General features: G+C 62.9%; 28 protein-coding genes and 1 pseudogene. 6 read left to right on the forward strand and 23 right to left on the reverse strand.

Translation table 11 applies throughout. The features are described from left to right. The first annotated feature begins 84 nt into the window (after window positions 1-84). From AC1D2G_RS14445 to AC1D2G_RS14460, 4 genes are all read left to right on the forward strand, one after another. Entirely contained in the window at window positions 85-873 is a 789-nt protein-coding gene (locus tag AC1D2G_RS14445) for an ABC transporter substrate-binding protein (protein ID WP_477414756.1), read from the forward strand. Window positions 874-966: 93 nt separating this feature from the next. Further along, window positions 967-1,638, forward strand: a complete 672-nt coding sequence (locus AC1D2G_RS14450; protein ID WP_477414758.1) for an amino acid ABC transporter permease — start codon at window positions 967-969, stop codon at window positions 1,636-1,638. Continuing rightward, window positions 1,635-2,309, forward strand: coding sequence for an amino acid ABC transporter permease (locus tag AC1D2G_RS14455; RefSeq protein ID WP_477414760.1), 675 nt, complete (start codon window positions 1,635-1,637; stop codon window positions 2,307-2,309). Before AC1D2G_RS14450 ends, AC1D2G_RS14455 begins: the two co-directional genes overlap by 4 nt. A gap of 26 nt (window positions 2,310-2,335) precedes the next feature. Continuing rightward, entirely contained in the window at window positions 2,336-3,079 is a 744-nt protein-coding gene (locus tag AC1D2G_RS14460; protein ID WP_477301403.1) for an amino acid ABC transporter ATP-binding protein, read from the forward strand. Between the two features lie 9 nt (window positions 3,080-3,088). On the opposite strand, the gene arsK is transcribed toward AC1D2G_RS14460, so the two are convergent. The 12 genes and pseudogenes from arsK to AC1D2G_RS14520 form a co-directional block, all read right to left on the reverse strand. Continuing rightward, window positions 3,089-4,330, reverse strand: a complete 1,242-nt coding sequence (gene arsK / locus AC1D2G_RS14465; RefSeq protein WP_477414762.1) for an arsenite efflux MFS transporter ArsK — start codon at window positions 4,328-4,330, stop codon at window positions 3,089-3,091. After that, a complete protein-coding gene (locus tag AC1D2G_RS14470; RefSeq protein WP_477414764.1) occupies window positions 4,323-5,747 on the reverse strand; it encodes an NAD(P)-binding domain-containing protein in 1,425 nt (474 codons plus the stop codon). Before AC1D2G_RS14470 ends, arsK begins: the two co-directional genes overlap by 8 nt. A 44-nt stretch (window positions 5,748-5,791) precedes the next feature. Further along, a complete protein-coding gene (locus AC1D2G_RS14475) occupies window positions 5,792-6,112 on the reverse strand; it encodes an ArsR/SmtB family transcription factor (protein ID WP_457150583.1) in 321 nt (106 codons plus the stop codon). A gap of 63 nt (window positions 6,113-6,175) precedes the next feature. Beyond that, the gene (gene arsC, locus AC1D2G_RS14480) at window positions 6,176-6,598 is read right to left on the reverse strand and encodes an arsenate reductase (glutaredoxin) (protein WP_477414766.1); all 423 of its coding nucleotides are present in this window, start codon (window positions 6,596-6,598) and stop codon (window positions 6,176-6,178) included. Further along, window positions 6,595-7,284 (reverse strand): aquaporin, encoded by a 690-nt coding sequence (locus AC1D2G_RS14485; RefSeq protein ID WP_477415135.1) that lies wholly within the window; start codon window positions 7,282-7,284, stop codon window positions 6,595-6,597. The genes arsC and AC1D2G_RS14485 overlap by 4 nt, the downstream gene beginning before the upstream one ends. A 67-nt stretch (window positions 7,285-7,351) precedes the next feature. Next, window positions 7,352-7,684, reverse strand: coding sequence for an ArsR/SmtB family transcription factor (locus AC1D2G_RS14490; protein WP_095091162.1), 333 nt, complete (start codon window positions 7,682-7,684; stop codon window positions 7,352-7,354). A 109-nt stretch (window positions 7,685-7,793) separates the two neighbouring features. Then, window positions 7,794-8,492, reverse strand: a complete 699-nt coding sequence (locus AC1D2G_RS14495; protein WP_477414768.1) for an RES family NAD+ phosphorylase — start codon at window positions 8,490-8,492, stop codon at window positions 7,794-7,796. Further along, window positions 8,486-8,914 (reverse strand): antitoxin Xre/MbcA/ParS toxin-binding domain-containing protein, encoded by a 429-nt coding sequence (locus AC1D2G_RS14500; RefSeq protein WP_477414770.1) that lies wholly within the window; start codon window positions 8,912-8,914, stop codon window positions 8,486-8,488. Before AC1D2G_RS14500 ends, AC1D2G_RS14495 begins: the two co-directional genes overlap by 7 nt. Window positions 8,915-9,045: 131 nt before the next feature. Then, window positions 9,046-9,408 (reverse strand): hypothetical protein, encoded by a 363-nt coding sequence (locus tag AC1D2G_RS14505; protein ID WP_477414772.1) that lies wholly within the window; start codon window positions 9,406-9,408, stop codon window positions 9,046-9,048. 208 nt (window positions 9,409-9,616) lie between these two features. After that, window positions 9,617-11,050 carry an aldehyde dehydrogenase family protein gene (locus AC1D2G_RS14510; RefSeq protein WP_477414774.1) on the reverse strand — a complete coding sequence of 478 codons (1,434 nt, stop codon included), beginning with the start codon at window positions 11,048-11,050 and terminating at the stop codon, window positions 9,617-9,619. Window positions 11,051-11,425: 375 nt separating this feature from the next. Continuing rightward, window positions 11,426-11,725 (reverse strand): annotated as a pseudogene (locus AC1D2G_RS14515) (GNAT family N-acetyltransferase); the annotation flags it as partial. Window positions 11,726-11,755: 30 nt separating this feature from the next. Further along, window positions 11,756-11,893: a hypothetical protein gene (locus AC1D2G_RS14520; protein WP_477414776.1), complete on the reverse strand. Its 138-nt coding sequence runs from the start codon at window positions 11,891-11,893 to the stop codon at window positions 11,756-11,758. Window positions 11,894-12,179: 286 nt separating this feature from the next. On the opposite strand from AC1D2G_RS14520, the gene AC1D2G_RS14525 reads away from it, so the two are divergent. Next, a complete protein-coding gene (locus tag AC1D2G_RS14525; RefSeq protein WP_457153586.1) occupies window positions 12,180-12,770 on the forward strand; it encodes a cation efflux transmembrane domain-containing protein in 591 nt (196 codons plus the stop codon). Window positions 12,771-12,782: 12 nt separating this feature from the next. Here AC1D2G_RS14525 and AC1D2G_RS14530 read toward each other — a convergent pair whose 3' ends face one another. The 4 genes from AC1D2G_RS14530 to AC1D2G_RS14545 are packed head-to-tail and all read right to left on the reverse strand — an operon-like array spanning window position 12,783 to window position 15,313. Next, the gene (locus AC1D2G_RS14530; RefSeq protein WP_477414778.1) at window positions 12,783-13,523 is read right to left on the reverse strand and encodes an SDR family oxidoreductase; all 741 of its coding nucleotides are present in this window, start codon (window positions 13,521-13,523) and stop codon (window positions 12,783-12,785) included. Window positions 13,524-13,540: 17 nt separating this feature from the next. Next, window positions 13,541-14,530 carry an aldo/keto reductase gene (locus tag AC1D2G_RS14535; RefSeq protein ID WP_477414780.1) on the reverse strand — a complete coding sequence of 330 codons (990 nt, stop codon included), beginning with the start codon at window positions 14,528-14,530 and terminating at the stop codon, window positions 13,541-13,543. Between the two features lie 12 nt (window positions 14,531-14,542). Next, complete coding sequence (locus AC1D2G_RS14540; protein ID WP_477414782.1) at window positions 14,543-14,914, reverse strand: DUF2255 family protein; 372 nt, start codon at window positions 14,912-14,914, stop codon at window positions 14,543-14,545. A 3-nt stretch (window positions 14,915-14,917) separates the two neighbouring features. Next, window positions 14,918-15,313, reverse strand: coding sequence for a (R)-mandelonitrile lyase (locus AC1D2G_RS14545; protein WP_477414784.1), 396 nt, complete (start codon window positions 15,311-15,313; stop codon window positions 14,918-14,920). A gap of 152 nt (window positions 15,314-15,465) precedes the next feature. On the opposite strand from AC1D2G_RS14545, the gene AC1D2G_RS14550 reads away from it, so the two are divergent. Further along, on the forward strand, window positions 15,466-16,359 hold the full coding sequence (locus AC1D2G_RS14550; RefSeq protein ID WP_477414786.1) for a LysR family transcriptional regulator: 894 nt from the start codon (window positions 15,466-15,468) through the stop codon (window positions 16,357-16,359). A 111-nt stretch (window positions 16,360-16,470) separates the two neighbouring features. Here the strand turns inward: AC1D2G_RS14550 and AC1D2G_RS14555 are convergent, their stop codons facing one another. The 7 genes from AC1D2G_RS14555 to AC1D2G_RS14585 all read right to left on the reverse strand — a co-directional run bounded on the left by AC1D2G_RS14555 (window position 16,471) and on the right by AC1D2G_RS14585 (window position 24,149). Further along, window positions 16,471-17,193 carry an ATP-dependent DNA ligase gene (locus AC1D2G_RS14555; RefSeq protein WP_477414788.1) on the reverse strand — a complete coding sequence of 241 codons (723 nt, stop codon included), beginning with the start codon at window positions 17,191-17,193 and terminating at the stop codon, window positions 16,471-16,473. A gap of 162 nt (window positions 17,194-17,355) precedes the next feature. Then, a complete protein-coding gene (locus AC1D2G_RS14560; RefSeq protein WP_184875499.1) occupies window positions 17,356-17,694 on the reverse strand; it encodes a slr1659 superfamily regulator in 339 nt (112 codons plus the stop codon). Window positions 17,695-17,710: 16 nt separating this feature from the next. Further along, window positions 17,711-18,271: a slr1658 superfamily regulator gene (locus AC1D2G_RS14565; protein WP_206073834.1), complete on the reverse strand. Its 561-nt coding sequence runs from the start codon at window positions 18,269-18,271 to the stop codon at window positions 17,711-17,713. A gap of 1 nt (window position 18,272) precedes the next feature. Next, entirely contained in the window at window positions 18,273-20,639 is a 2,367-nt protein-coding gene (locus tag AC1D2G_RS14570) for a SpoIIE family protein phosphatase (RefSeq protein WP_477414790.1), read from the reverse strand. Next, the gene (locus AC1D2G_RS14575) at window positions 20,636-21,814 is read right to left on the reverse strand and encodes a methyltransferase domain-containing protein (RefSeq protein ID WP_477414792.1); all 1,179 of its coding nucleotides are present in this window, start codon (window positions 21,812-21,814) and stop codon (window positions 20,636-20,638) included. The genes AC1D2G_RS14570 and AC1D2G_RS14575 overlap by 4 nt, the downstream gene beginning before the upstream one ends. After that, window positions 21,811-22,332 (reverse strand): ubiquinone biosynthesis methyltransferase UbiE, encoded by a 522-nt coding sequence (locus AC1D2G_RS14580; RefSeq protein WP_477415137.1) that lies wholly within the window; start codon window positions 22,330-22,332, stop codon window positions 21,811-21,813. The genes AC1D2G_RS14575 and AC1D2G_RS14580 overlap by 4 nt, the downstream gene beginning before the upstream one ends. 167 nt (window positions 22,333-22,499) lie before the next feature. After that, complete coding sequence (locus AC1D2G_RS14585) at window positions 22,500-24,149, reverse strand: putative bifunctional diguanylate cyclase/phosphodiesterase (RefSeq protein WP_477415139.1); 1,650 nt, start codon at window positions 24,147-24,149, stop codon at window positions 22,500-22,502. Window positions 24,150-24,189 lie beyond the last annotated feature (40 nt).

Consider the following 24,189-nt stretch of genomic DNA (forward strand, 5'->3'; position numbering starts at 1 on the left):
CGCCGGCAACGGCGCTGCCGCTCAAAAAAGCACCCCGAAGGGTGAAACAACAACGTGGAACAATAAAACAAGGAGGAATGCCAAATGAAGATTGCCAGACTTTTCATCGCTGGACTTGCGCTCGCCGGGCTCGCCACCGCGGCCAGGGCCGGAACGCTCGACGACATCACCAAGCGCGGCGAGTTGCGCGTCGCCGTGCAGACACAGGGACCGCCCTTCTCGCTGGTCGGCGCCAATGGCGAACGCACCGGCAGTTCGGTTGAACTGGCCGAGCTGATGGCCAAGGAAATGGGCGTCAAGATCACCTTCCTCGACTTCGACTGGGACGGCCTGATCCCGGCGCTGCTGTCGGGCAAGGCCGACCTTCTGGTCGCCGACATGACGCCGACGCTGGCGCGTGGCATGAAGGTCGCCTTCACCAAACCTTACATGTATACGGGCAGCACCGTGTTCACCAAGGCCGACAGCAAGTTCAAGACCACCGAAGACTGCAAGGCCAAAGGCACCAAGATCGCCGTGCTGCTCGGCGCCACCGGCGAGAAGGAGGCCAAGGCCGTCTTCACCGATGCCGACGTCAAGAGCTACAAGGGCGGCGGTCCGCTGCTGCTCGACGCCGTCAACAACGGCCAGGCCGATTGCGGCGTCAACGACGTCTCGGCGGTGAAAGGCCAGTCGACCGCCTATCCGGCCGGCACCTTCACCATCATGCCGGAGCTTTTGTCGAAGGAACCGCTTGCCTTCGCCACCCGCTATGACGAGCCGGACCTGCTGGTCTGGATGAACCTGTTCCTCGACCAGGTCAGCATCGATGGGCGCCTGCAGAAGAACCTGGACTACTGGGTCAATTCCGACGCCTGGAAGAAGGACCACTAACCAGCCTTGGGATCCAGGCGGTTTTGCGCGCGTCTTGAGCGCCGCGAAGCCGCCTGACCTTTCGTTTCGCCCGCTTTGGGGAACCGCCCAGCGATGCTCGAGAATTTCAGTTTCCGCACCATCGTCGAGTACCTGCCCCTGTTCGGGCAGGGCCTGGTCACGACCGTGTGGCTGTCGGCGCTGTCCTTTCTCGGCGCGCTCGCCGTCGGCATCGTGCTGTGCGCCATGAATCTGCAGCGCGGCTGGCTGTTTCGTGCCCCGGCCAAGGCCCATATCGACGCCGTGCGCGCCACGCCCTTGCTGGCGCAGCTCTATTTCCTCTATTTCGGCCTGCCCCGGCTCGGCTTCGTCCTGCCCGAGCTGGTCGTCGGCATCCTCGCGCTATCGCTCAACAGCGGCGCCTATGTCGCTGAAATTATTCGTGCCGGCATATTGTCGATCCCGCGTGGCCAGGTCGAAGCCAGCGTCGCCTCGGGCATGACCTATGTCCAGCGCATGCGCCTGGTCATCCTGCCGCAAGCCTTCAAGGTGACGATCCCGCCGCTGCTCGGCCAGGCGATCGTGCTGGTCAAGGATTCCGCATTGCTGTCGCTGATCTCGGTCGCCGAGCTGACCCGCGCCGGCCAGTTGCTCGCCTCCGACCGCTTCATGCCGGCGGAAGGTTTCCTCACCATCGCCGCCTTCTACCTGCTGCTCTACTACTGCCTGAAAGGGCTGGCCGCTCTCTCCGGTCGCTGGCTCGGCACAGCGGGGGCGCGGACATGATCTGGCAACAGCTGCAAAGCCTCGCCGGCAGCTATCCGCTGGCGCTGCGCGGTCTCGGCATGACGGTGGTGCTGTCGCTGATCAGCCTGGTGCTCGGCACACTGCTCGGCTTCGGTCTCGGCATCCTGCGCACCGGCGGCAACCGGCTGGTGGGCAGATTCATCGGCGCCTGGGTCGACCAGATCCGCGGCACGCCGTTCCTGGTGCAGATCTTCCTGATCTTCTTCATCCTGCCGGAGCTCGGCATCGAGCTCGACGCCTTCACCGCCGGCATCATCGCGCTGACCAACCTTGCCGCCTGCTTCATCTGCGAGATCGTCGCCGCCGGCATTCGCTCGGTGCCAACCGGCCAGGTCGAGGCAGCGCTGGCATCCGGGCTGTCGCGCTGGCAGCGCATGCGCCAGGTGGTGCTGCCGCAGGCGATGCGCATCGTGCTGCCGCCGCTGGTCGGGCAGTATGTGCTGCTGATCAAGGACTCTTCGGTCGTCTCGGCGATCGGGCTCACCGACCTCACCCGCGTCGGCTGGCTGGTGGTGCAGCGTGTGCCCAACGGCCTGCTGGTCTTCTTCCTCGTCGGCGTCGGCTATTTCATCGTCTGCTATCCCCTGATCATGCTCGCCCGCCGGCTCGAGCGCCGCATGGGCGCGGCGCATGGCGAGGTGCAGCTATGACAGCGAACCCCAAAGGTCCGGCAAATATGACCAAAACCGGTATGATCGACTTTCGCGGCGTCAACAAATGGTTCGGCGCGCTCAACGTGCTCAAGGACATCACGCTCAGCGTCGAGCCGCGCGAGGTGGTCGTCGTCTGTGGCCCGAGCGGCTCGGGCAAGAGCACGCTGATCCGCTGCGTCAACGGCCTGGAGGCGATCAAGGACGGCGATCTCGTCGTCGACGGCCAACGCCTCGGCGACCCCGCCACCAACATGACGCAGCTGCGCACCGAGATCGGCTTCGTCTTCCAGTCGTTCAACCTCTATCCGCACAAGACGGCGCTCGAGAACGTCACGCTGGCGCCCATCCATGTCCGCAAGATCCCGCGCACTGAAGCCGAAAAGGCCGGGCGCGAATTGCTGGCCAAGGTCGGGCTGGCCGACAAGGTCAACGCCTATCCGGCGCAGCTCTCCGGCGGCCAGCAGCAACGCGTGGCGATCGCGCGCTGCCTCGGCATGCGGCCCAAGATCATGCTGTTCGACGAGCCGACCTCCGCACTCGACCCCGAGATGATATCGGAAGTGCTCGACGTCATGGTGGCGGTCGCCGAGGAAGGCATGACCATGATGGTGGTGACGCATGAGATGGGCTTTGCCCGCAAGGTCGCCCAGCGCGTGGTGTTCATGGATGCCGGCGCCATCGTCGAAAGCGGCACGCCGGACGAATTCTTCTCGCACCCCAAGACCGACCGCAGCCGGGCTTTCCTGAGCAAGATTTTGCGGCATTGAGTATCCGGGCTAGCTCGCCTCTTCCGGACTGCCGCCAATCGCAAACGCAACCCGGCCGGCGCGCCGTCTCAGCAGCGCGATGGCGAGGAAGGCCATGACGCCGCTCGCGGCGACGACCACCAGGACCCACAGCGAATTGGCGACGGATGTCCGCGCCATCATGAAGGCGAGCGCGAACGGCGCGAAGGCCGAGGTGAACTGGCGGGCGGCACTCGCCCATCCCAGCCGCGCGCCATAGCCTTGGCGGCCGAAGAGTTCGAGCGGCAAGGTGCCGCCGACGATGCTGGTGAGGCCGGAACCGAGGCCGAACAGCAGCACGAACAGGAAAGCGCCGGGCAGCCATGGCGTGGTCAACAGCAGCGCGCACAGCCCGGCCGTGAGCAGCGACGCGGCAATGACCGCGAGATGCGTTTGCCGAAGGCGCCCGCCGAACAGCATGTTGATCAGCCGGCTGGCGACCTGCGCCGGCCCGAACAGGGTCGAAACGAAGAGGCCGGCCGTGCCGAGCCCAAGTGCCGCCGTCAGCGGCACCATGTGGATGAGGATCGCCGACAGCACGAAGCCCTCGGAGGCGAACCCTGCCAGCATCAGCAGGAACGCTGCCTTTCCGTGTCGCGGATCGAATGCCGCGCCGGCTTCATGGGCCGGCCCGCGCTCTTGCGGCGCGGCCGTCGCGTGACGGCGCGACAGGCGCATCAGCCAGGCGTGGATCGGCAGGCAGAGTCCGAGATTGAGCGCCGCGAACAGCAGATAGACCTCGCGCCATGTCAAATGCGCATGCAGCGCCGAGGTCAGCGGCCAGAACAGCGTCGAGGCGAACCCTGCGATGAGCGTCAGGTGGGTGATGCTGCGTTGCGGCCGGGGAACCCCGATCTGCACGATCGCCACGAAGGCGGCGCTGTAGAGGACGAAACTGGAGGCCAGCTCCATCGCCAGCAAGGCCAGAACAAAGGTCACGCGGCCGGGCGAGACGGCGCACAGCGCCAGCGCGACGGCTGCCGCGACCGAGCCGATGGTCATGATGCGCCCGGCGCCGAAGCGGTCGGCCCAGCGCCCGGCCGTGGGCGCGAACAGGCTGCCGGCAAACAGCGAGGCGGACAACGCGCCGAACACCCACCCTTCCGTGAGGCCGAACTCCCTGGCCATCGCCGGCGCCAGGATCGAAAAGCTGTAATAGAGCGTGCCGTAGCCGATGATCTGCGTCAGCCCGAGCGCCCATATCGCCTTGCGCAGGACAGACCGGTCAGGCATCGACGCCCACGGCTTCCGTCGCCTTGGCGCCAACCGATGGGCCTGTTGCGCAGCCGCAGCCCGACGCTCCCTTTGCCTTGGCGTCCGCATCCTCTGCGCAGCAGGCGTCGACACCGGCAGGCGCGGGCCCGCCGCAGCAGCCAGCACTGTCCGATCCCGCCACGACATCGGCGCTGCACACGCCGGTCTCCGGCAGCACCAGCCGCACCTCGCGGGCCGCGACATGATCTCCGGCAATGTCGGCGACCACCGAGCGGACCTGCTCGTAGCCGGTCGCCATCAGGAAGGTTGGGGCGCGGCCGTAGGATTTCGAGCCGACGATGGTGAAGCCGGGTTCGGGATGTGCAAGTTCCCGGATGCCATGCGCGGGAACCGTGCCGCACGAGTGGAAATTCGGATCGATCAGCGGCGCCAGCGCCGGCGGCGCTTCGACGGCGGGATCGAGCGCGAGGCGGATTTCGCCGAGGAACGACAGGTCGGGCCTGAAGCCCGTGGTGACGACGATGCGATCGACGGAAAGGCTGAATGGCTTGCCGGCCAGGCTGGCGTCGACAGCAAGCCCCTCGCCTTGCATTTCGATGCGGTTGACGGCGAAGGCCGCCAGCATGTTCAGCCTTCCATCCGCCATCGCCTGCTTGGCGGCGAGGCCAAGCGCGCCACGCTCGGGCAACTGGTCGTTCAGCCCGCCGCCAAGCAGCCGGTCGACGCTGGCGTGACGCAGCGCCCAGAAAATCTCGGTGCCAGGTGCAGCGTCCTGCAACTCCATGAGCGCCAGGGCGACGTTGATCGCCGAATGCCCGCCGCCAATGACGAGGACACGCTTGCCCGCATAGCTGTCCCTGGCTTTGCCGACCACGTCGGGAATGCCATAGGCAATGCGCCCGCAAGCCGCGCCTTCGCCGGCAACCGGCAGACCGTCGACGCCGATGGGGTTTGGCCGCGACCATGTTCCGGACGCGTCGATGACGGCGCGCGCGAGAACGCGGTGCTCGCTGCCCGCATCGCGGTAGCGGATGACGAAGGGAGCGTCCTTGCGACCCTCATTGGCGACCTTGTCATGTCCCTGGCGGGTGATGGCGGTGACCTCGGCGCCGAGCTTCAAATTGGCGGCGATGCCGGCAAGTGCGGCAAGCGGCGCCAGATAATCGCGCACGATCTCGCCGCCGCTCGGCAGGCCTCGCATGTCTGGCGCCGTCCAGCCGGAACGGTCGAGCAGCGCCCGCGCCGCCGCGTCGATATTGTATTGCCATGGCGAGAACACCCGCACATGGCCCCATTCGAGCAATGCAGCACCTACGCTTTCGCCGCGTTCCAGGATCAGCGGACGGATGCCGCGTTCGACCAGATGCGCGGCGGCGGCGAGGCCGASCGGGCCTGCGCCGATCACCGCGACGGGAAGGTTTGCCATCAAGTCCATATGTTCGATCCTTCCGGTATCTTCGAATTACAAAGCGAAAAAAATCAGGCCAGCGCTTTGACGACGGCAGGCGCGCAGGCGGCATCCGCGCAGCACTCGTCGGCGAGATAGCCGATCAGCGCATTCATGCCGGGATAGTTGGCGCGACAGATCAGCGTCGTCGCTTGCCGTTCCTGCGTCACAAGGCCGGTGTCGACTAGGCGCTTGAGATGATGCGACAGCGTCGAGGACGGAATATCGAGCTTGCCCTGTACGCTGCCGACGGCAAGCCCGTCGTCACCGGCGCGCACGAGGATGCGGTAAAGCTGAAGCCGCGTCGGATTGCCGAGCGCTTCGAGCTGGGCGGCTGCTTTTTCGAGTTTCATGGAAATAAGTTACGCGGCGCCTGTCGAGTCGTCAACCCAATTTCGAGAAATATGGAAATAGCATCAGCTGGCCCGCTTGCCCGACGCGTCGATGACCACCTCGCCATCTTCCTTGATGAACGCGCCGATGTCCGGGTTGTGCAGGATGTCCAGCACCTTTTCCGACGGCCGGGCCAGCACAACGCCGAGCGGGCTCACCACGATCGGCCGGTTGATCAGAATCGGATGCGCCAGCATGAAATCGAGGATCTCGTCGTCGGACCATTTCGGGTCGGCGAGCCCGAGTTCTGCGTAGGGCGTGCCCTTGTCGCGCAGAAGGTCGCGCGGTGTCATACCCATGGCAGCGATCAACTCGACCAGCTTTTGCCGTGACGGCGGCGTCTTCAGATACTCGATCACCTCTGGTTCCTCGCCCGACTGCCGGATGATCGCCAGCGTGTTGCGCGAGGTGCCGCAATCGGGATTGTGATAGATGGTGATGGTCATTTCGCGGCCTTCATCTGTCTGGTTGGTTTCGGTTCGGCAAGCAGCCAGCCCGCCAGGGCCATGGCCAGCAGCGCGCCCAGCAATTCGGCTGATATGAAACCCGGCAGGTCGACCGGGCGGATGCCGGAAAACGTGTCCGACAACGCACGGGCGATGGCGACGGCCGGATTGGCGAATGAGGTCGAGGCCGTGAACCAGTAGGCGGCCGTTATGTAAAGCCCGACCAGCCAGGGGATCGCGTCGGAACGGAAGCGCAGGCCTGCCAGGATGGTGAAGACGAGGCCGAAAGCTGCGACTGCCTCGGCGAGCCATTGCCCGGCTCCGGTCCGCACCGTCACCGAGGCCTGCAGGATCGGCAGTTCGAACATGGCGTGCGCCAGGAACGTCCCGGCGATGCCGCCGACGATTTGGGCGACGACATAGGCGAGCGCCGCCCTCGTGTCGATTTCGCGGCGGAGCGCGAACACCAGCGTGACCGCCGGATTGAAATGCGCGCCTGAAACCGGCCCGAGTATCGTGATCAGCACGACAAGGATCGCTCCCGTAGGCAACGTGTTGCCGAGCAGCGACATGGCAATGTCGTGCGTCAGCCGGGATGCCATGATGCCGGAGCCGACCACGGTCGCGACCAGCAGCGCGGTTCCCAGCGCTTCGGCAACGCAGCGGCGTGGCAGGTCGTTCGCCACGGCGCTCAGTTGGCCTTCGGCAGGGTGCGGGCGATCTCGTACAGCCACTTCGCTCATCGGCGTGCTCCTAGCAGTCACAGGTCACGGCATTGATGACGGGACGGCAGAGTTCCGGCGCGCCGTTGCAGCAATCTTCCATCAGATAGGCCAGCAGGTCCCGAAACCCGGTCATGTCGGCGACGTAGCGCACGATCCGGCCATCGCGTTGGGGGTGGATCAGCCCGGCATGGGCGAGCACCTTCAGATGCGCCGACATGGTGTTCTGGACCGTATCCAGCCTTGTGGCGATCTCGCCCGCCGGAATGCCTTCCGGACCGGCGCGGACGAGCAGCCGGAAAACATCCAGCCGCGTCTCCTGGCCAAGGGCCGCCAGCGCGTTCAACGTGCCTTTTTTATCCATATATCCGAATCCTTGGATTTATGGATATCGGCTTACCCGCGACCTGTAAAGCGGGGCGGTTGCAACCAAGCGGGTCTTCACCGCGGATGCAATTCGCTCTCGCCAGCCATCAGGTGACGGCCAGAACCTTGCCCGTATCGTGCTCGCGCACGAAATCCACGCGGGCGCCGTCCCAGTGATAGCTGTAATGCCGGCCCTGGACCGGAATGGTGATGGCGTCCGGCCAGAAGATGCCGATGCAGCCGCCGCCCGGCATGCGCACGCTGTTCCACACCAGCCCGTCGCTGCCGGCCGCCCGCAGCGCCCGCCCCTCTGCTTGCGAGGCGGTGTAGTCGTCGGGATCGAGCACGCCGGGCACCGCGTTCACGTCGTCGAGGTCGCGGTCGACGCTGCCGACCAGGACGCGGAAATCCGCCGTCCAGCCTGGATCCTCGTTGGTGGCGCGCATGAACTTCTGATGGTGGTGAATGGTCTCGGCGAGCGCCACCTCTTCGCTGTCGCCGGCATAGTAGATCCCGTAGCTGCCATCCGAGAACCGACCGGGCCGCAGGGTCGAGCAATGCACGAAGGGCGCCATCACGAAGCTGGCGCCAGGACCGGAGACCCGCCTTGTGGCGGCCACCTTGCCAAGGTCGCCGATCTCGAGCCTGATGCGCGGGTTGGTCTTCGCCTCGACCGCTGCCAGCGCCTCCCAGTCGCGCGGGTCGGCAATGTCCTCGAAGAGGTCGATGGGCGGATGGATGGAGCGGATGATGCGGAAGGTCTGCTGCCAGTGGACGCGGCGCCGGACCGCAAGCCCACTCACCATGCACCACGCTCCGCATCGAGCCATTCGCGCATCGCGGCAAGGTCGGAGATTTCACCGCGCAGCATCAAGTCGAGCGCCGACTGGCCGCCGAAAGTGGCATTGGGCTTGCGGATCCAGGCATAGCCGCGCGCCGGCTCCGTAAAGAGATAGCGCAGGCCTTTGTGGATGCCCATCAGATGCGCCATGCGGGTGCGCAGGTCGCGGTCGATCCTGCCGATGCCGCCCTCCTTCCAGCGTGCCCCAGTCTTCCAACGTGCCCATGTGCGCGCCGACATGCCGCCGAGCAGGATGCAGGCCTCCAGGTCGGTGAGGTTCCAGGCCTTGAACAGGTTGACGGTGGTGCGCGCCAGCGCGCCCGCCTCTTCATCCGAAATGGCACTTCCAACCGTGGCCGGCGTGGTGACTATGGGCTGAAGTTGCACTTTTGCGTCCTCGCTATTGGCAGATATATAGCATGTATTTGCCAATTGGCAAGAAACAGATCCAATGGTGGATCAGACGCATTCCTTGAATCCCCATCAGCGCTTAGCCAAAACCTCTGGGCCGCGCGCAATCAGGTTTTTGGAACAGTCGAGACGCGAGCCAGGATTTCACACCGCTCCAATGCATAATTCCAGGCGGAGAAAGGCGGATCAACCCGCAGCCCCGGCGGTGTCTTTATGAACGGATCCGAGCCAAACAAACTGTATTTCTCAAACAGCTCTTCGGCAGTCGCTCCGGGTTTGAAAGCATCTTCCAGTTCGCTGTCGACTATGGCGCGGCAGCGCTCCAAAGCCCCATCGTAGGTTGGAAATTTTCCGTCGAGGTAACGGTGGCTCTCATCGCGATAATGAAAATGATCGTCGACAAAAACCTGGTAGTGGCTCTCGTCGGTCTCTTGTCCTTCCAGCTTCGGCTGGGAGCTCCCCACACTCAAGGCTCGAATCCTCCGCTGCCGGCAATCCAGCCTATCACCAGTCGTTTTCCGCGAGCAACGAAGCCATGTCGCCCCGGCGGCTTGCTTGCGTTGCATCCAGGCAGGCAGCCCGAGGCCTCCAAACAGCAAGGGCGCGGCCAACCGTGCGGACCGCGCCCTGAATTGCAGGGCGGGCCGGCGTTGCCGCCGGCCCGGAACTGCGTCGTGCCTACTCCGCCGCCTCGTAGCCGGCGATGCCCTTGATTTCGAGGAAATCCTCAAGACCGTATTCGGCATATTCGCGGCCGTTGCCCGACTGCTTGTAGCCGCCGAACGGCAGGCCGGCGTCCCAGGTCGGATAGTTGATGTAGACATTGCCGGTGCGCATGCGCGCCGCCACTTCGCGCGCCTTCTGCATGTCCTTGGCCTGGATGTAGGAGGCAAGGCCGTAGACCGTGTCGTTGGCGGTTTCGATCACCTCCTCGACGCTGTCATAGGGCATGATCGCCAGCACCGGTCCGAAGACCTCCTCGCGCGCGATCCGCATGTCGTGGGTGACGTCGGCGAACACGGTCGGCCGGACATAGTAGCCGCGGTTGAGTTCGGCGGGACGGCCCGGGCCGCCGGCGACCAGCGTCGCACCTTCTTCGATGCCGCTCTGGATCAGCTCCTGGATCTTGTCGAACTGGACCTGGCTGACGACCGGCCCGAGCTTGGTGCCGGCCGCATCGGCCGGGCCGACTGTGAACTTTTCCGCCGCTGCCTTGGCATAGCCGGCAGCCTCGTCATGGCGGTCGCGCGGCACGAACATGCGCGTCGGCGCATTGCACGACTGGCCGCTGTTGCCGAAGCAGCCGGCGACGCCCTTGGTGACGGCCTTCGCGAGGTCGACATCGCCAAACAGGATGTTGGCCGACTTGCCGCCGAGCTCCTGATGCACGCGCTTGACCGTGTCGGCGGCGGCCTTGGCCACCAGGATGCCGGCGCGGGTCGAACCGGTGAACGACATCATGTCAATGTCGGGGTGGCTGGACAGCGCCTGGCCAACACCCGGTCCGTCGCCATTGACGAGGTTGAAGACGCCCTTCGGCACGCCGGCCTCGTCCAGGATTTCGGCGAAGATGATGCCGTCGAGCGGAGCGATCTCGGACGGCTTCAGCACCATGGTGCAGCCGGCGGCAAGGGCCGGACCGACCTTGCACGTGATCTGGTTCAGCGGCCAGTTCCACGGCGTGATCAGGCCGACGACGCCGATCGGCTCCTTGACCACCAGCGAGCTGCCCTTGACATGGCGGAACTCGAACGACTTCAGCACGTCGGCCATCTTCTGCAGATGCGCGAGGCCGACGCCGACCTGGCTGTCGAGCGCGAACTGGCGCGGCGCGCCCATCTCGCGCGACACGGCGAGCGCCAGATCAGCACTGCGCTTCTTGTAGACCTCGATGATGCGGTTCAACAGTTCGAGCCGCTCGCCGACTTCGGTGAAGCCAAAAGTGTTGAAGGCGCGCTTGGCGGCGGCCACCGCCTTGTCGACATCGGCCTTGGAGCCGAGCGAGATCTGCGCGAAGGCATCCTCGTTCGATGGGTCGATGACGTCGAATGTGTTGGGCACAACAGGATCGACCCACGCGCCATCGATATAGAACTGCAGATTGTGTGACATGGTTTTCTCCTTGGGGTGCGCCGCATGGCTTTGCCGGCCGTCATATGTGGCTGGAGATAACGATGCACAAACGCCGCTGTCAAACGCAAGAGCCAAGTGATTGAGCCAGCCGTGTGCAATATGCCCGTTACGCTTTAGCGGAAGCGGTGAAGAACCCGCCGTCGAGTTCCTTCGCGCCCCCCTCTGTCCTGCCGGACACCTCCCCCACAAGGAGGGAGATTGGCAGCTTGGGCGCCGGCGCTCTTCCTGCGACATCCGCGATTAGCAAAGGCCGTGTGGTGGCGGCCGATCTCCCCCCTTGAGGTGGAGATGTCCGGCAGGACAGAGGGGGGCGCCACAGGGCGCTACCTTTGCGCCGTGTACTGGCCACCCACATCAGCCTGCCAGTTTCTTGCTCATATAGACCGTCACCCCGTTCATGAACGGCTCTTCCCGGTCGATTGTGTAGCCGCACTTTTTGTAGAGCGACACGTTGGCCTCGAAGGCGCCGTTGGTCAGCAGGCGAAGCGCGGGGCGGCCGGCTTCGGTCGCCCTCCGCTCGGCATGCTCCAGCAAAAGCCGGCCGATGCCCCTGCCCTGTGCCCGCGGTGCGACGCAGACATTCTCAATCCAGAGATGGTCGTCGGCCAGGATCGTTTCGATCATCCCGACAATGCCGTCCGCCTCGACAGCGAGAGCGAACTGATGCTCGGCGACGACCTTGTCTTAATCGGCGCGCATCGGCAGCGGCTCGCGGCCGATCACCGGCACCCATTTGGCATAGGCGGCGCGCACGATATCCCTGATCGCGGTGGCATCCGCCGGCTCGGCCGGCCGAAGCCGGATGGAAGAATTGATCGTCATGAAAATGCTCCAGGGCATGAAAAAACCCGCCGGCGGATGTCGCGGGCGGGCTGAAAACGAACGAACCGGATCTATCGTGCCGGTCTTTGTCGTCGCGCAATCAGCTTGCCGCTCCGCACTGTGCAGGGGCGGCGTCGCTTGGTGTTGGCGGGCGCAAAGACGAACATGGGGGTCAAGCTGGAGCAGGAAGCGCGCCGCTGTCAAGACGGCCGCTCAATCGGCAATGTCTCACGTCATGGAATCCCTGTATGCCTTGCGGCAACGGCAATTGATCGATGGACAAGGGATGACGGGGACGCTGAGCAAAGCGGTGCGGATGGTCGCCATCCTGAACCTTGGCTATTTCGGCATCGAGTTTGCCGTGGCCGTTTGGATCAGATCGGTATCGCTGTTCGCGGACAGCATCGATTTTCTGGAGGACGCATCCGTCAACCTGCTGATCATGGTCGCGCTGGGCTGGACTATCCGCAATCGAGCGCGGCTCGGGATGGCGCTGGCGGGCGTACTTCTGATCCCGGCTTTGGCGACCCTTTGGACCGCTTGGGAGAAATTCAACGTTCCAATCCCGCCAGCGCCCGTTCCGCTGACGCTTACCGCGGCCGGCGCGATCCTCGTCAACCTGACATGCGCGCTCTTGCTCGCTCGCTATCGCCATCACAGCGGCAGTCTTACCCATGCGGCGTTCCTGTCGGCCCGCAACGATGTCCTGGCGAATGTCTCGATCATTGCCGCCGGCCTGGTCACGGCCTTCGTGTGGAACTCAGCCTGGCCAGATATCATCGTTGGCCTTGCAATCGCCGTCATGAATGCGGATGCCGCCCGCGAGGTCTTCACGGCTGCAAGGCGCGAGTTCGCGCAAAGCCATATTTCAAGCTGACGCACTGCGCCTTCAATACTCCTGCGCCGTCGGTCGAAACAGGATCTCGTTGATGTCGACCTCGTCCGGCTGGCTCATGGCGAACACCACTGTCCTGGCGAAGGAATCGGCGGGTATGGCCACTCGGTCGTAGAGTGCGCGCACGCCTTCGGCGACATCGGGCTCGGTGACGCTGTCCGGCAATTCGGTCGCCACGGCACCCGGCGAGATGATGGTGGTGCGGATGTTGTAGGGTTTTACCTCCTGGCGCAGGCCCTCCGAGATGACGCGCACCGCGTGCTTGGTCGCGGCATAGACGGCGCCGCCCGGCCCCACCTTGTGGCCGGCGACCGACGAGACGTTGATGATATGGCCGCTCTTCTGCGTCTTCATGTGCGGGAGTGCCGCGGCTATGCCATAGAGCACGCCCTTGATGTTGACGTCGATCATCCGGTCCCAGTCCTCGACCTTGCCGCGTTCCAGCGGCGAGTGCGGCATCAGGCCGGCATTGTTGATGATGACGTCGACGCGGCCATCCGTTTCGACCGCATGGTCGACAAGCCGCCGGACCTGGCCGACATCAGTCACGTCGGTCGCCAGGATGGCGTCCTTGCTGAGCGACAGTTCTTCGGCGAGTGCCTGCAGCCGGTCGAGGCGGCGCGCGCCCAGCACCAGTTTCGCGCCCTCTTTTGCCAGAAGCCGCGCGGCGGCCTCACCGAGCCCGCTGCTGGCGCCGGTGATGACGACGACCTTACCCTTGATGTTCTCTGTCATGGGATTTTCCTTCCGCTTCAGCGATCGATCCTCGCCGCTTGTTGTGGCGAATAGCGCTCTCCCTGCACGGCAATCGCCGAGACCGCGTTCTCGATGTCGCGAAGATCGTCCACGCTCAGCACAACGGCGGCCGATCCGATGTTCTCCTCGAGGCGATTGAGCTTCGTGGTGCCGGGGATCGGAACGATCCATGGCTTGCGAGCCAGCAACCAGGCGAGCGCGACCTGTGCGGGGGTCACCTTCTTCCCGGCTGCGATCGCGACGATCGCATCGACCAGCGCCTGGTTCGCCTTGCGGGCCTCCTCTGCAAAACGCGGAACCGTGTTTCGGAAGTCGCTGCTGTCGAACGTCGTGCTGGCGTCGATGGCGCCGGTGAGGAAGCCCTTGCCCAGCGGGCTGAAGGGCACGAAGCCGATCCCCAGTTCTTCCAAGACCGGCAGGATCGCCTCCTCGGGTTCACGCCACCACAGCGAGTATTCGCTCTGCAACGCCGTGACCGGCTGCACCGCATGCGCACGACGGATGGTGCGCACGCCCGCTTCCGAGAGGCCGAAATGCTTCACCTTGCCTTGGCTGATCAAGTCCTTCACCGCTCCCGCCACTTGTTCGATAGGCACGACCGGATCGACGCGGTGCTGGTAGAGGAGGTCGATATGGTCGGTCCTAAGCCGCTTTAGCGACGCCTCGACGACCTCGCGAATATGCCCCGGCCGGCTGTCCATGCCGTCGTGTCCGGCTGTACCGGCAATGTCGATGCCGAACTTTGTGGCAATCACCACCTGGTCGCGGATCGGCCGCAGCGCCTCGCCGACGACCTCCTCGTTCTTGAACGGGCCATAGACCTCCGCGGTGTCGAAGAAGGTGACGCCGCGCTCGAACGCGGAGCGGATCAGGCGGACAGCATCCGGCGTGTCCATCGGTTGCCCGTATGAATGGCTCATCCCCATGCAGCCCAGCCCGATGGCCGAGACTTCGAGGCCACCCTGGCCCAGTTTGCGCTTTTGCATCTCAGTTCTCCTTCATGTCTTCGCTAGGATTCTGACGGTCGCGGCGCGGGCGCGCGCACCGATCATTGGGGCGAGGTACGGGCTTGCCGCATATTTCGCCCGGTAGGCATCGTCGATACGGTCGTTGACCGGCCCATCGACTGCTTCGAAGGCGACATCCCTGGTCATGCCGGCGGCGGTGATCCGACCGGCCTTCTGCTTGATCGCAGCCTGGTACCAACGCGACTTCTGGCCGTTGTAGCCGCGCACATAGAGTTCGCCTTCGGTCACCACCGACCAGATCCAGGTCGGCGTGCCAAAGGTCACGCGATCATCGCGCAGCGGCGCGATGTGCAGATCGTCGGTCGCGGCGATCCTGCCGAGTTCGTCCTTCGACCACGTCATTTGTCACCTACCATACTGCGCGTCGCCGACGTGCTCCATCCAGTCGACGGCCTTGCCGTCCAGCGCTTCCTGGACAGCGATGTGGGTCATCGCGGTGGTCGGTGCCGCGCCATGCCAGTGCTTCTCGCCCGGCTCGAAGCGAACGACGTCGCCCGGCCGGATGTCTTCGACCGGGCCGCCCTCGCACTGCACGCGGCCACAGCCGGCGGTGACGATCAGCGTCTGGCCGAGCGGATGGGTGTGCCAAGCGGTGCGCGCGCCGGGCTCGAAGGTAACGGCGTTGCCGGCCGCACGCGCCGGCGCGATGGCTTGAAACAGCGGATCGATGCGCACAGTGCCGGTGAACCAGTCGCCCGGCCCCTTGCCCGAGGCTTGAGAGCCGCTTCGCTTGATTTCCATGGTTTATCCCTTCTCGACGCGGGGCAGGCACGGCCGCCGGCCTCGGAACCGCCGCCTTTGGGCCGCCCGATTGCGATGATGCCTATTTAGGGCCTGCGATTGATCGCGATTAGCTGCTATATCCGGCATGTACTTATGAGAAGGACTCATGAATGCCGCGCGACAATCTGAACGAGCTGACTGCCTTCCTCGCCGTCGCGCGTGAGCGGAGCTTCACCCGAGCGGCAGCCAGGCTCGGCGTCTCGCAATCGGCGCTCAGCCACACATTGCGGGCGCTGGAAGAGCGGCTGGGCGTGCGCCTTCTGACCCGCACCACGCGCAGCGTCTCGCCGACCGAGGCGGGCGAGCGCCTGGCACGCAGCATCGGGCCGAGGCTCGACGAGATCGAGATGGAACTCGCCGCCTTGAGCGCATTGCGCGAAAAACCCGCAGGCACCATCCGCATCACCGCGGGCGAGCACGCCGCCGATGCGGTCCTGTGGCCGGCGATCGCCAGGCTGCTGCCCGACTATCCCGACATCAGGATCGAGATCATCGTCGACTACGGCCTGACCGACATCGTCGCCGAGCGCTACGACGCCGGCGTGCGGCTTGGCGAACAGGTGGCGCGCGACATGATCGCGGTGCGCATCGGCCCCGACATGCGCATGGCGGTGGTCGGCGCGCCGGCCTACTTCGCCGCCCGGCCAAAGCCGCGCGCGCCGCAGGACCTGACCACGCACAATTGCATCAATCTGCGACTACCGACCTATGGCGGGCTCTATGCCTGGGAATTCGAGAAGGCGGATCGCGAGCTGAAGGTGCGGGTCGAGGGCCAGCTGGTGTTCAACACTGCCGCGCTGCGGCTGAATGCCGTGCTTGCCGGCTTGGGTCTTGCCTATTTGCCCGAGGACCAGGTGACGACCTATCTGGCCGACGGCCGGCTGGTGCGGGTGCTGGCCGACTGGTGCCCGCCCTTCGCCGGCTACCACCTCTATTACCCCAGCCGGCGACAAGCGACGCCGGCTTTCTCGCTGCTGGTCGATGCCTTGCGCTACCGCGGCTAGATGGAGTTGACGAAAGTATCTGGTGGAAGCCGAGCGGCCGAGCAACGACCTCGGCATGTTCTAACTTATGTCACCCAAAGGTGCGCAGTGGTTTTGGGTGAAGCGCCCAATTCAGGAACCGGCCTCCTCGAAATATTTGGCCTTCAGCCATGTGTTCGACGGTCCGCTCCTGTAGCGGCTGTCGGTGCGCTTCGAGATGATGATCTCAAGCTTGTCGATCTTGTCGATGGCGCGGAAGATCGCGAGCGCATTGCCCTCGAAATGCTCGCTGTACTGGATCTTGCCGAGGCCGTGCTCGACCAGTTGCCACAGCGCCTGCTTGCGCTGCAGCAGGGGCAAGGACGTTAGATTGCGACCGTTGAGATGGAGGATGTCGAACGCGACGAACACCAGCCGGCTCGGTTCGTTCCAGATAGCCGCTTCCAGCGCAGGGCAATCGGGAGCCCCCTGCTCGCCCGGCACAATGACCTCGCCGTCGATAATGGCAGACCGGCATGGCAGCTCGGCGGCCAGCGCGATGGGCCAGTATTTCGTGGTCCAGTCTCGGCCGTTCTTACTGTAGAGACGCACGCCGCCTTTATCGATGATGATCTGCGTTCGGTACCCGTCAAGCTTGACCTCGTGAACCCATCCCTCACCTTCGGGCGGCCGCTCGACCAGAGTCGGGATCTGCGGCGGAATAAATTCCAGCCGGCCGCCGATGACCTTGGCACGCTTACTCAATGACGCCACCTTTGACCGAGCAGCGGCGGCTGATCGGCACAGGCAGCCCGACATCCTCCCAACCTGGACGCCTGCCGCCTGTGCCGAGCCCCCGCCGAGCATTGCCAGCATCTGCGCACGGGGCCGGATTGTCGTTAGCTTCGCATCCAAAAATTTATCCTGGCGTACATATCGCACTCGGTGCGGCGCTCTTGCATCATCACCGACCGGCCTGTCCTATCCAGGATTGCCGCCGGCCCACGCAGTCCTCTGGCAAATTTAGGGTGACCCTGGTTAGTCCATCAGAAGCACCAGGGCGGGATGCAGCTTCTTCAGATTCGGCAATGATTTCGATTGCCAGGGTATGTCGGGCGTTCCACGCACGACGAGCCGAACATCGGGATGCTTGCGCACCTCGATAGTAAATTTCGCCAGCAGGTTGATGCCGGAAGAGTTGAGAAAGTGAAGGTCCTTCAAGTTGAGCGTAATGGAAGGGGGATTTGCGGCAAGAACACTGGTCGCCAAAGCCGTGACAGGCGCACCGGCTTCGGAACTTGCAAGCCGCATGGCGCCGTCGAAGAAAATTTCGCTTCCTTCGATCCACACGCGGTAGTCGTCTGTCTTGATTTCCATGGCCTTGCTTCGTGACCTAGTTGTGAGTTTGCGAGATCGGAATGGAGGCATATGTTTCCAGGCAAATCCGATCGGTTTCGTCGACGGAGCTGAATATCCAGGCCAGGCGTGCGCCATAGTCGCTCATCAACGTCAGCAATCCGAGTCCGGAGCCTGTCACGTCGGGGTTGGCAGCATTCGCTTCAATTCGCTGTATCAGCAGGTCTCTGGGGTCCCCAACCGTGATGTCCGCCAGGAGGCTTTGGAACTCGGACGCGTCTTCACCATCGAGGTCATTCGACACCTTGAGCTTGAAGCACTCCGAATCCATCGACGCCTCGATCACGATTTCACCCGGTGCGCGAAACTTGACAGCATTTTCGATGAGCTCGTTGGCCAGGTATCCGATGCTGTGCCGCACTTCCCTGTAGTCATTGCGGGACGACTGAAAGCGCAATGCGAAAAGATCGGCGATGAAGTCCGAAGTCGTAGCGCAATGACGCCAACTCAAGTCGAGAGGTCCGTCGAACAGCCGCACCCGGCTGACGCTTTCCATCATTCCGATTGCAAGGTCAGGGGTACCGAACAGCGTGGTCATCCTATGTGTGCCTTATGATCACGAGGGTGATGTCGTCGTGGATCTTCTGGATTCCGATATGGGCCATCAGATCCTCGATGATCCCGGTTTTGATTTCCTCGGCGCTGCTGCCATGACGTTTTCGGGCGCTCTGGCAGAGGCGCTCGAACCCGAACAGTTTTCGGTCATGGTCTTCCGCCTCGGTCACACCGTCGGTGTGCAGCACGATCACATCGCCAATCCCAAACAGGATGTTCCGCGTGGCAATGAACTTCGAGATGTCTTTCTCCAGACCAACTGGCAGACCCAGATCTATCGTATCGATGCGTTCGACTTCGCCACCCGCACGGACAACGAGAACATCCTCATGCTGGCCCGATAGCGTTACCCGCTCATCCTCGAAATCAAGAAAGGCCAGCGAGAGATGCTTGTCGGTGTTCGTCCGCTCGATATTCTTATAGATCGCTCTGTTCAGCCGATCCAGAAACTGGTGTGGATCCGCTTCGTTGGTCTCCTGCAGCGCGCGTGCAACGGATTGGACCATCAGCATCAGCACGCCGCTCTCGAGACCATGACCGGTCACGTCGCCGATGCCGATCTTGACCCGTGATCCATTTTGCAGGACGTCGTAATAGTCACCCCCGACCTCGTCGGCCGGTCGCATGTAGGCCGCGATCTCCAGCCCTGGAATCGCTCGGAGTTCGAATGGTTTCGGCAGCACCATCATCTGGATATGCCTGGCGACTGCGAGCTCGGCACCGAGGCGGACGTTCTCGTCCCGCAACTTTTCGTTGAGTGCGGATATTTCCTGATTTGCGTCCCCGAGCTCCCTGGTTCGGTCGTCGACGAGCTGCTCGAGGTTTTCCGTGTGAAAGCTGATCTGCTCGGCCATCCGGTTGAAAGCGATCCCTGCCGCTCCGACCTCGTCGCGCGTCGGAATGCTCACGCGGACTGAATAGTCTTTGGACTGGAGCCGCTGGGCCGCGCTGGCAAGCGCTCTGAGGCCTGCGGTGATGCGCTTCGAAATTCCGAGCACGGCCGCGAAAACAATCAGAAGCGAAACGATGATCGCGCCGATCTGAAAGAGCAGGATACGATTGGTTGCCCGCGAAATACTCTGTTGCGCGGCGAACAGGGACGCATAGATCTCCCGTTCGGGAACGACGATCCCGACCGACATCGTTTCGGACTTGATCGGTCCCGAACTCCACAGATTGGTTGGCTTCAATCTCTTGAGGACAACGATGTAGGGTACGCGCTCGCCTTTATTGTCGAGCATGATATGTTGAATGACGCCGTCATTGTTCTGGTCGAGAGGCAGCGACGCGATTGCCGGCTGCACACTTCCCCGCAGGGACCTCTCCAGGCCAGTGACGCCTTGCGTGCCCGCATCGCTCGAAGAAGTCAGGCCGATGATGGCCTGGCCCGACGGATTGATCGCCACCACGTTGCCAGTCGACATCGTGAGGAAGCCGAACCCGGTTTCAGCGATCTTCACACGTTCGACGACTTGCGCGAGCTGGTCGAGAGTAATGTCTGCCCCCGCCGTACCGGCGATACCGGTGCGATCGCGCGTCCACAGCGGATGGAAAAAGCTGACGATCAGCTTTCCCGTGATTGCATCGGTGTAAGGCGCTGTCTGGGTAATGTCGTCAGGGACGGGACGAGAGGCCGGATTCCCGGCCCATTGCTGCCATGAACCATAGATACCCGGAAAGAAGAACTCCCAGAACTCCGCCTTGTTGTGGCCCGGATAGAGCTTGTCGAAGGTCTGTGCCTGGTCCGTATACGGAACCGTCCTGAAGATCGGCCTTTCCTTTGGGCCAATATAGTACATCTGCAACTTGGACGACCCGCTGGCCATGAGAGTCGGCGCGACGAGATCGATCACGGTACTGTCTTCTATTTCCTTCTGAACGCTCGGCAGCGGGGTGTGGTCGGCACCCAGCAGGTAGCCCCAGACGCTTACCACCGAAGGCGCGCCCGGCAGATTCTGCGCCCAATCGCCCCGCGCGTCGTAGACGACCTTCACGGAGCCGGGCGCCTCATGCGAAAGCGTCGCTCCGACCTGTTGCTGCCTGCTCGGATCGTCGATCTGGGCCTGCAGCACGCCGGCCAGCGCCTTGACGTCGCCATGAACGCGGTCGAGCAGCAGGTCGACGCTCAACGCCGTCGATTGGGCGTACGAACGAATGTATTCCTGGTTTGCGGTCGTCAGGCCCTCGCCGACTTCCGATGTGGCATCGCGCGACAGCTTCTGAACGTTCCAGAGCGCCAGACCACCGCTCAGCAGGAGGTCGAACAAGACGGCGCCGCCAACGACCAATACGAATTTCGCTCGAAAGGAGCGCAGGCCGAAGCGCGGTGTGGGCTCATCGCTGGCGTTCATTGCGGCCGTCGCCCCGATGCAACCCAAATCGGCCAACCCGCATAACCCTTGGGGTGGAGCGCAGCGAAAATGTGGTCCTGGAAGCCCTGCCGGAACCGTGCAACGAACTCCGGTCCGTCGCCGCGTCTGGTCGCCATCTCGCCCGCATAGACATCCGCCCAGGCTACAATGACATCGGCGAAGTCCTGCGGATCACCGTCCAGGTTAGTGACCATGAAGGTCTCGACACGTATATCTTCGAATCCGGCTTCGATCAGGTATCGTCGGCTCTTGGGCCCAAGCTCGACGTCCATCTCGAAATACCCGAACAGCTTCGCCACCTCGTTGTAGGTCCAACGAATGCTCTCGGCGCGCGGCTCGCCGAGGCAATGCGAGTTCTTCTCGTTGGTGATATAGACCCGACCGCCTGGCTTGCATATGCGGTAGAGCTCCTTGAGGATGAGTTCAGGTCGATTGAAGATTTGAAGGGAATGCCGGCAGGTGACCAAGTCAAACTGCGCTTCGTCAAGCAGCATCTCCGACGCATCGCCATAGGTATATTCCACGCCCCGGATATCGAACTCCCGCATCACGCGTCGAGCATAGTTGAGGCTTGACATGGAGTGGTCGAGGGCGACGATCCGCGATGGCTCGAACTCCTTCTGCACCAGCAAGGCGAAATCACCGATCCCGCAACAGATGTCGGCCATGACGATCCCGGGCCTCATGCCATGTCGCGGCAAGATTGCACGCTCGTGGCGCCAGGTCATCTTTGTCTGTGTGCGCAGGATCGGAACGAACCCGCCTTCCTCGAGGAAGCCCTGCCCAGGATAGAATTTACTGTCATACTCCTCGACCGTGATGTTCGGTTCGATTCCGCTCAAGCGACCGAATTTTCGTGAGGTCCATCCGACGACGCTTGACGTGATGACGACGAATTTGAGATCGGGTCGAGCGCGACAGGCGTCAAGGATGATCTGCGAAAAGGCGTGAAACGCGGCGTTGTTCATCTGCGTCAGGCGTCTGACATTGACGTAGAGAACGCCGCGCACACGACTGATCGCATCGCGAAGCAACGCTATGCTGGGCCCAAGCTCATCGATCGCCTGAGGCCGGACCACCCCCGATATGGAGAACTCCTGATTGTTCGCGTCGTATTGCGCCTTGAAGCGTGGGTGAAGGTCGTAAGGGCTCAATGTTGCAGGCCTTCGAGAGGAAGATCCACGACAAGCTTGATTGCATCCCCATCGGCTTCCTCGACCCTGAGTGTGGCGTTGTAGTCGACAGCCAGTTCCAGGAGTACGACCTCCCGGCTTGGCGCGATATCCCCAGACACCGAATTGAGGTATCGCTCCCTGGCCTCGAATCCTGCGACTTGCGACATCGCTTCTTCGTAGAATTGGCGCTCCCCTGGCACGCATGGGAATGTCAGCTCGATCCTGTCCGTGGCGCCATGGCGAGACACCCGGCATGCCAACTCGCCGTCGGCATGGCGCGTACGAAAGGCAATTTCCAGCAGTTCGTTGAAGGCGGAGGAAAAGAGATTTGAATGCCGGACCGAGTCTGATCTATTTTGACTGATCATCCGGGCCATATATGTCGAGACATAATCGCAGTGCCTCCAAGCTGAGACAAAGGCTTTGATTTCCATGTCGATCTGGATCATGGGCTCAAAAGTCGGCTCGCCAGCCAGGTCATGTTGAACAGGTCCCATCGGCATCCTCACTTATTCCATCAGTATTTGAGCCCTGGTGGGGCGATGGCCTCCGAAGCGGAAATTTGACCGCCTCGTAATCAGTCAGTCCCGCACTGCCTCAAAGAATTGCGTGGCGTCTGCGTCGATCGTTTCCACAACTGTCCACTTACAAAGGGTGCAAGGCGCTAGAGCGCCCGATTTGAATTCTCCATCTCCCGTACCACCTTCGGCGGGGACCGCCTGATGAAATCGCTGGTTGCCTCGGCTCCGAGCGGTCGCCCCAGGAGATTACCTTGCAGGCAATCGCAATTTTCCTTGATCAGCCACCGTGCCTGTGCCGACGTCTCGACCCCCTCGGCAGTGACGCTTATTCCCAGGCCGTGCGCCAGATTTATGATAGATCGCACGATCGTTTGGCTTTTGAGATCGGTCTCCAGGTCCGCAATGAAGTACTGATCTATCTTCAAGGTGTCGAAGGGAAAGTTCTTGAGGTAGCTCAACGACGAATAGTATGTGCCGAAATCGTCGAGCGAAATTCGTATCCCCAAGACGTTCAGGGTATTCAACGTGTCGATATTGTCGATCGTCTTCTCAAGAAGAACGGTCTCGGTTATCTCTAGTTCAAGTCTGTCGGCCCGGATTCCAACTGCGTCGATGATCTGGGCGACCGTGTCCGTCAGCGTACCGCTGAGGAACTGAGCCGGCGAGAGGTTCACTGCGACTGTCAGCGAAGAAGGCCACTTCAAGGCCTGCCGACAGGCTTGCTCGAGCACCCATCGTCCAATCTCATCCATCAGACCGTCGGCTTCGGCGATCGGTATGAACACGCTGGGTGGAATGGTTCCGACGTCGGGATGCCGCCACCGAAGCAGCGCTTCGAAACCGATCGTCGACGAGGGAGGCCGAATGAGCGGCTGGTACTCCAGATAAAGCTCGCCTCGCTCCAGTGCGGTTCGAAGGCTGCGCCTCAGATTCTCGCGTTGCTCGAGCAAGAGCAGCATCGAACGGTTGAATGTTCGAGCGCAGCCGCGTCCATCTGTCTTGGCAGCGTAAAGAGCAATGTCAGCGGCTTTCATCAGCTGCTCGCCATCGGTCCCGTGCTCGGGCCCGAAAGCAATTCCGATACTCGAGCCGACGAAGACGGGAATGCCGTTGATGACGAACGGTTGCTTGAATGCGTCGACCAGCGACCCGGCGAGGCGCTCAGCCTCTGCTGGCTGCTCCTTTCCCAATTGGATGACGGCGAACTCGTCGCCGGCATACCGGTACGCCGATTCGCCGTCCTGCAGCGCGTCGCGGATACGACCCGCCGCGAGCTGAAGAAGCGTATCGCCTGCCCCGTGGCCGAGCGTGTCGTTGACCGCTTTGAAATCGTCAAGGTCGATTTGCAGCAGGGCGGCTTTCGGCTTTGGTCCGCCGAGGGCCACCATTGCTTGCTGCAGCCGCTCGCCGAATCGCCGCCGATTCTGCAGTCCGGTCAGCGCGTCGTGCGTTGCCTGATGGAGCAGAATTACATGCTCTTGCTCCTCCGCAATGCTCCGCCCGCCATGGTCCCTTGATTCGATGATTCCGGCACCATTTACAGTGCTGAAGACAAAAACCGACCGGGGCGCTCCGCCCGATGATCGCGGCAGGTCGAGGCTTGCCGGAGGGCCACCCTGGAACACACGAAGAAATTCGTCGCGATACCTCGCATCGAGAAAGCTCGGGTAGATCTCCCAGACGGCGGCGCCCAGCGCCACCGCGGCTCCGTACACGCCTTTGAGCCTTGTTGCGTAGTGCGTCAGCCGGAAGTCGCGGTCATAGAACGACAAAAGTTCGGTCGTGTTCGCCAAAAGGTCGAAGAGAACCCCTTCGCCGGCACGTGGAGCATCG

The organism is Mesorhizobium sp. P2_C7 (assembly GCF_056404515.1).

Coding starts and splice junctions, on each gene's coding strand:
- AC1D2G_RS14580 (WP_477415137.1), bottom strand. CDS start 22,332: ATGGGACCTGTTCAACATGACCTGGCTGGCGAGCCGACTTTTGAGCCC.
- AC1D2G_RS14525 (WP_457153586.1), top strand. CDS start 12,180: ATGACGGGGACGCTGAGCAAAGCGGTGCGGATGGTCGCCATCCTGAAC.
- AC1D2G_RS14530 (WP_477414778.1), bottom strand. CDS start 13,523: ATGACAGAGAACATCAAGGGTAAGGTCGTCGTCATCACCGGCGCCAGC.
- AC1D2G_RS14565 (WP_206073834.1), bottom strand. CDS start 18,271: ATGACCACGCTGTTCGGTACCCCTGACCTTGCAATCGGAATGATGGAA.
- AC1D2G_RS14520 (WP_477414776.1), bottom strand. CDS start 11,893: ATGACGATCAATTCTTCCATCCGGCTTCGGCCGGCCGAGCCGGCGGAT.
- AC1D2G_RS14560 (WP_184875499.1), bottom strand. CDS start 17,694: ATGGAAATCAAGACAGACGACTACCGCGTGTGGATCGAAGGAAGCGAA.
- AC1D2G_RS14545 (WP_477414784.1), bottom strand. CDS start 15,313: ATGGAAATCAAGCGAAGCGGCTCTCAAGCCTCGGGCAAGGGGCCGGGC.
- AC1D2G_RS14555 (WP_477414788.1), bottom strand. CDS start 17,193: ATGCTGGCAATGCTCGGCGGGGGCTCGGCACAGGCGGCAGGCGTCCAG.
- AC1D2G_RS14495 (WP_477414768.1), bottom strand. CDS start 8,492: ATGGTGAGTGGGCTTGCGGTCCGGCGCCGCGTCCACTGGCAGCAGACC.
- AC1D2G_RS14535 (WP_477414780.1), bottom strand. CDS start 14,530: ATGCAAAAGCGCAAACTGGGCCAGGGTGGCCTCGAAGTCTCGGCCATC.
- arsC (WP_477414766.1), bottom strand. CDS start 6,598: ATGACCATCACCATCTATCACAATCCCGATTGCGGCACCTCGCGCAAC.
- AC1D2G_RS14460 (WP_477301403.1), top strand. CDS start 2,336: ATGACCAAAACCGGTATGATCGACTTTCGCGGCGTCAACAAATGGTTC.
- AC1D2G_RS14455 (WP_477414760.1), top strand. CDS start 1,635: ATGATCTGGCAACAGCTGCAAAGCCTCGCCGGCAGCTATCCGCTGGCG.
- arsK (WP_477414762.1), bottom strand. CDS start 4,330: ATGCCTGACCGGTCTGTCCTGCGCAAGGCGATATGGGCGCTCGGGCTG.
- AC1D2G_RS14550 (WP_477414786.1), top strand. CDS start 15,466: ATGCCGCGCGACAATCTGAACGAGCTGACTGCCTTCCTCGCCGTCGCG.
- AC1D2G_RS14540 (WP_477414782.1), bottom strand. CDS start 14,914: ATGACGTGGTCGAAGGACGAACTCGGCAGGATCGCCGCGACCGACGAT.
- AC1D2G_RS14510 (WP_477414774.1), bottom strand. CDS start 11,050: ATGTCACACAATCTGCAGTTCTATATCGATGGCGCGTGGGTCGATCCT.
- AC1D2G_RS14490 (WP_095091162.1), bottom strand. CDS start 7,684: ATGGATAAAAAAGGCACGTTGAACGCGCTGGCGGCCCTTGGCCAGGAG.
- AC1D2G_RS14445 (WP_477414756.1), top strand. CDS start 85: ATGAAGATTGCCAGACTTTTCATCGCTGGACTTGCGCTCGCCGGGCTC.
- AC1D2G_RS14475 (WP_457150583.1), bottom strand. CDS start 6,112: ATGAAACTCGAAAAAGCAGCCGCCCAGCTCGAAGCGCTCGGCAATCCG.
- AC1D2G_RS14450 (WP_477414758.1), top strand. CDS start 967: ATGCTCGAGAATTTCAGTTTCCGCACCATCGTCGAGTACCTGCCCCTG.
- AC1D2G_RS14570 (WP_477414790.1), bottom strand. CDS start 20,639: ATGAACGCCAGCGATGAGCCCACACCGCGCTTCGGCCTGCGCTCCTTT.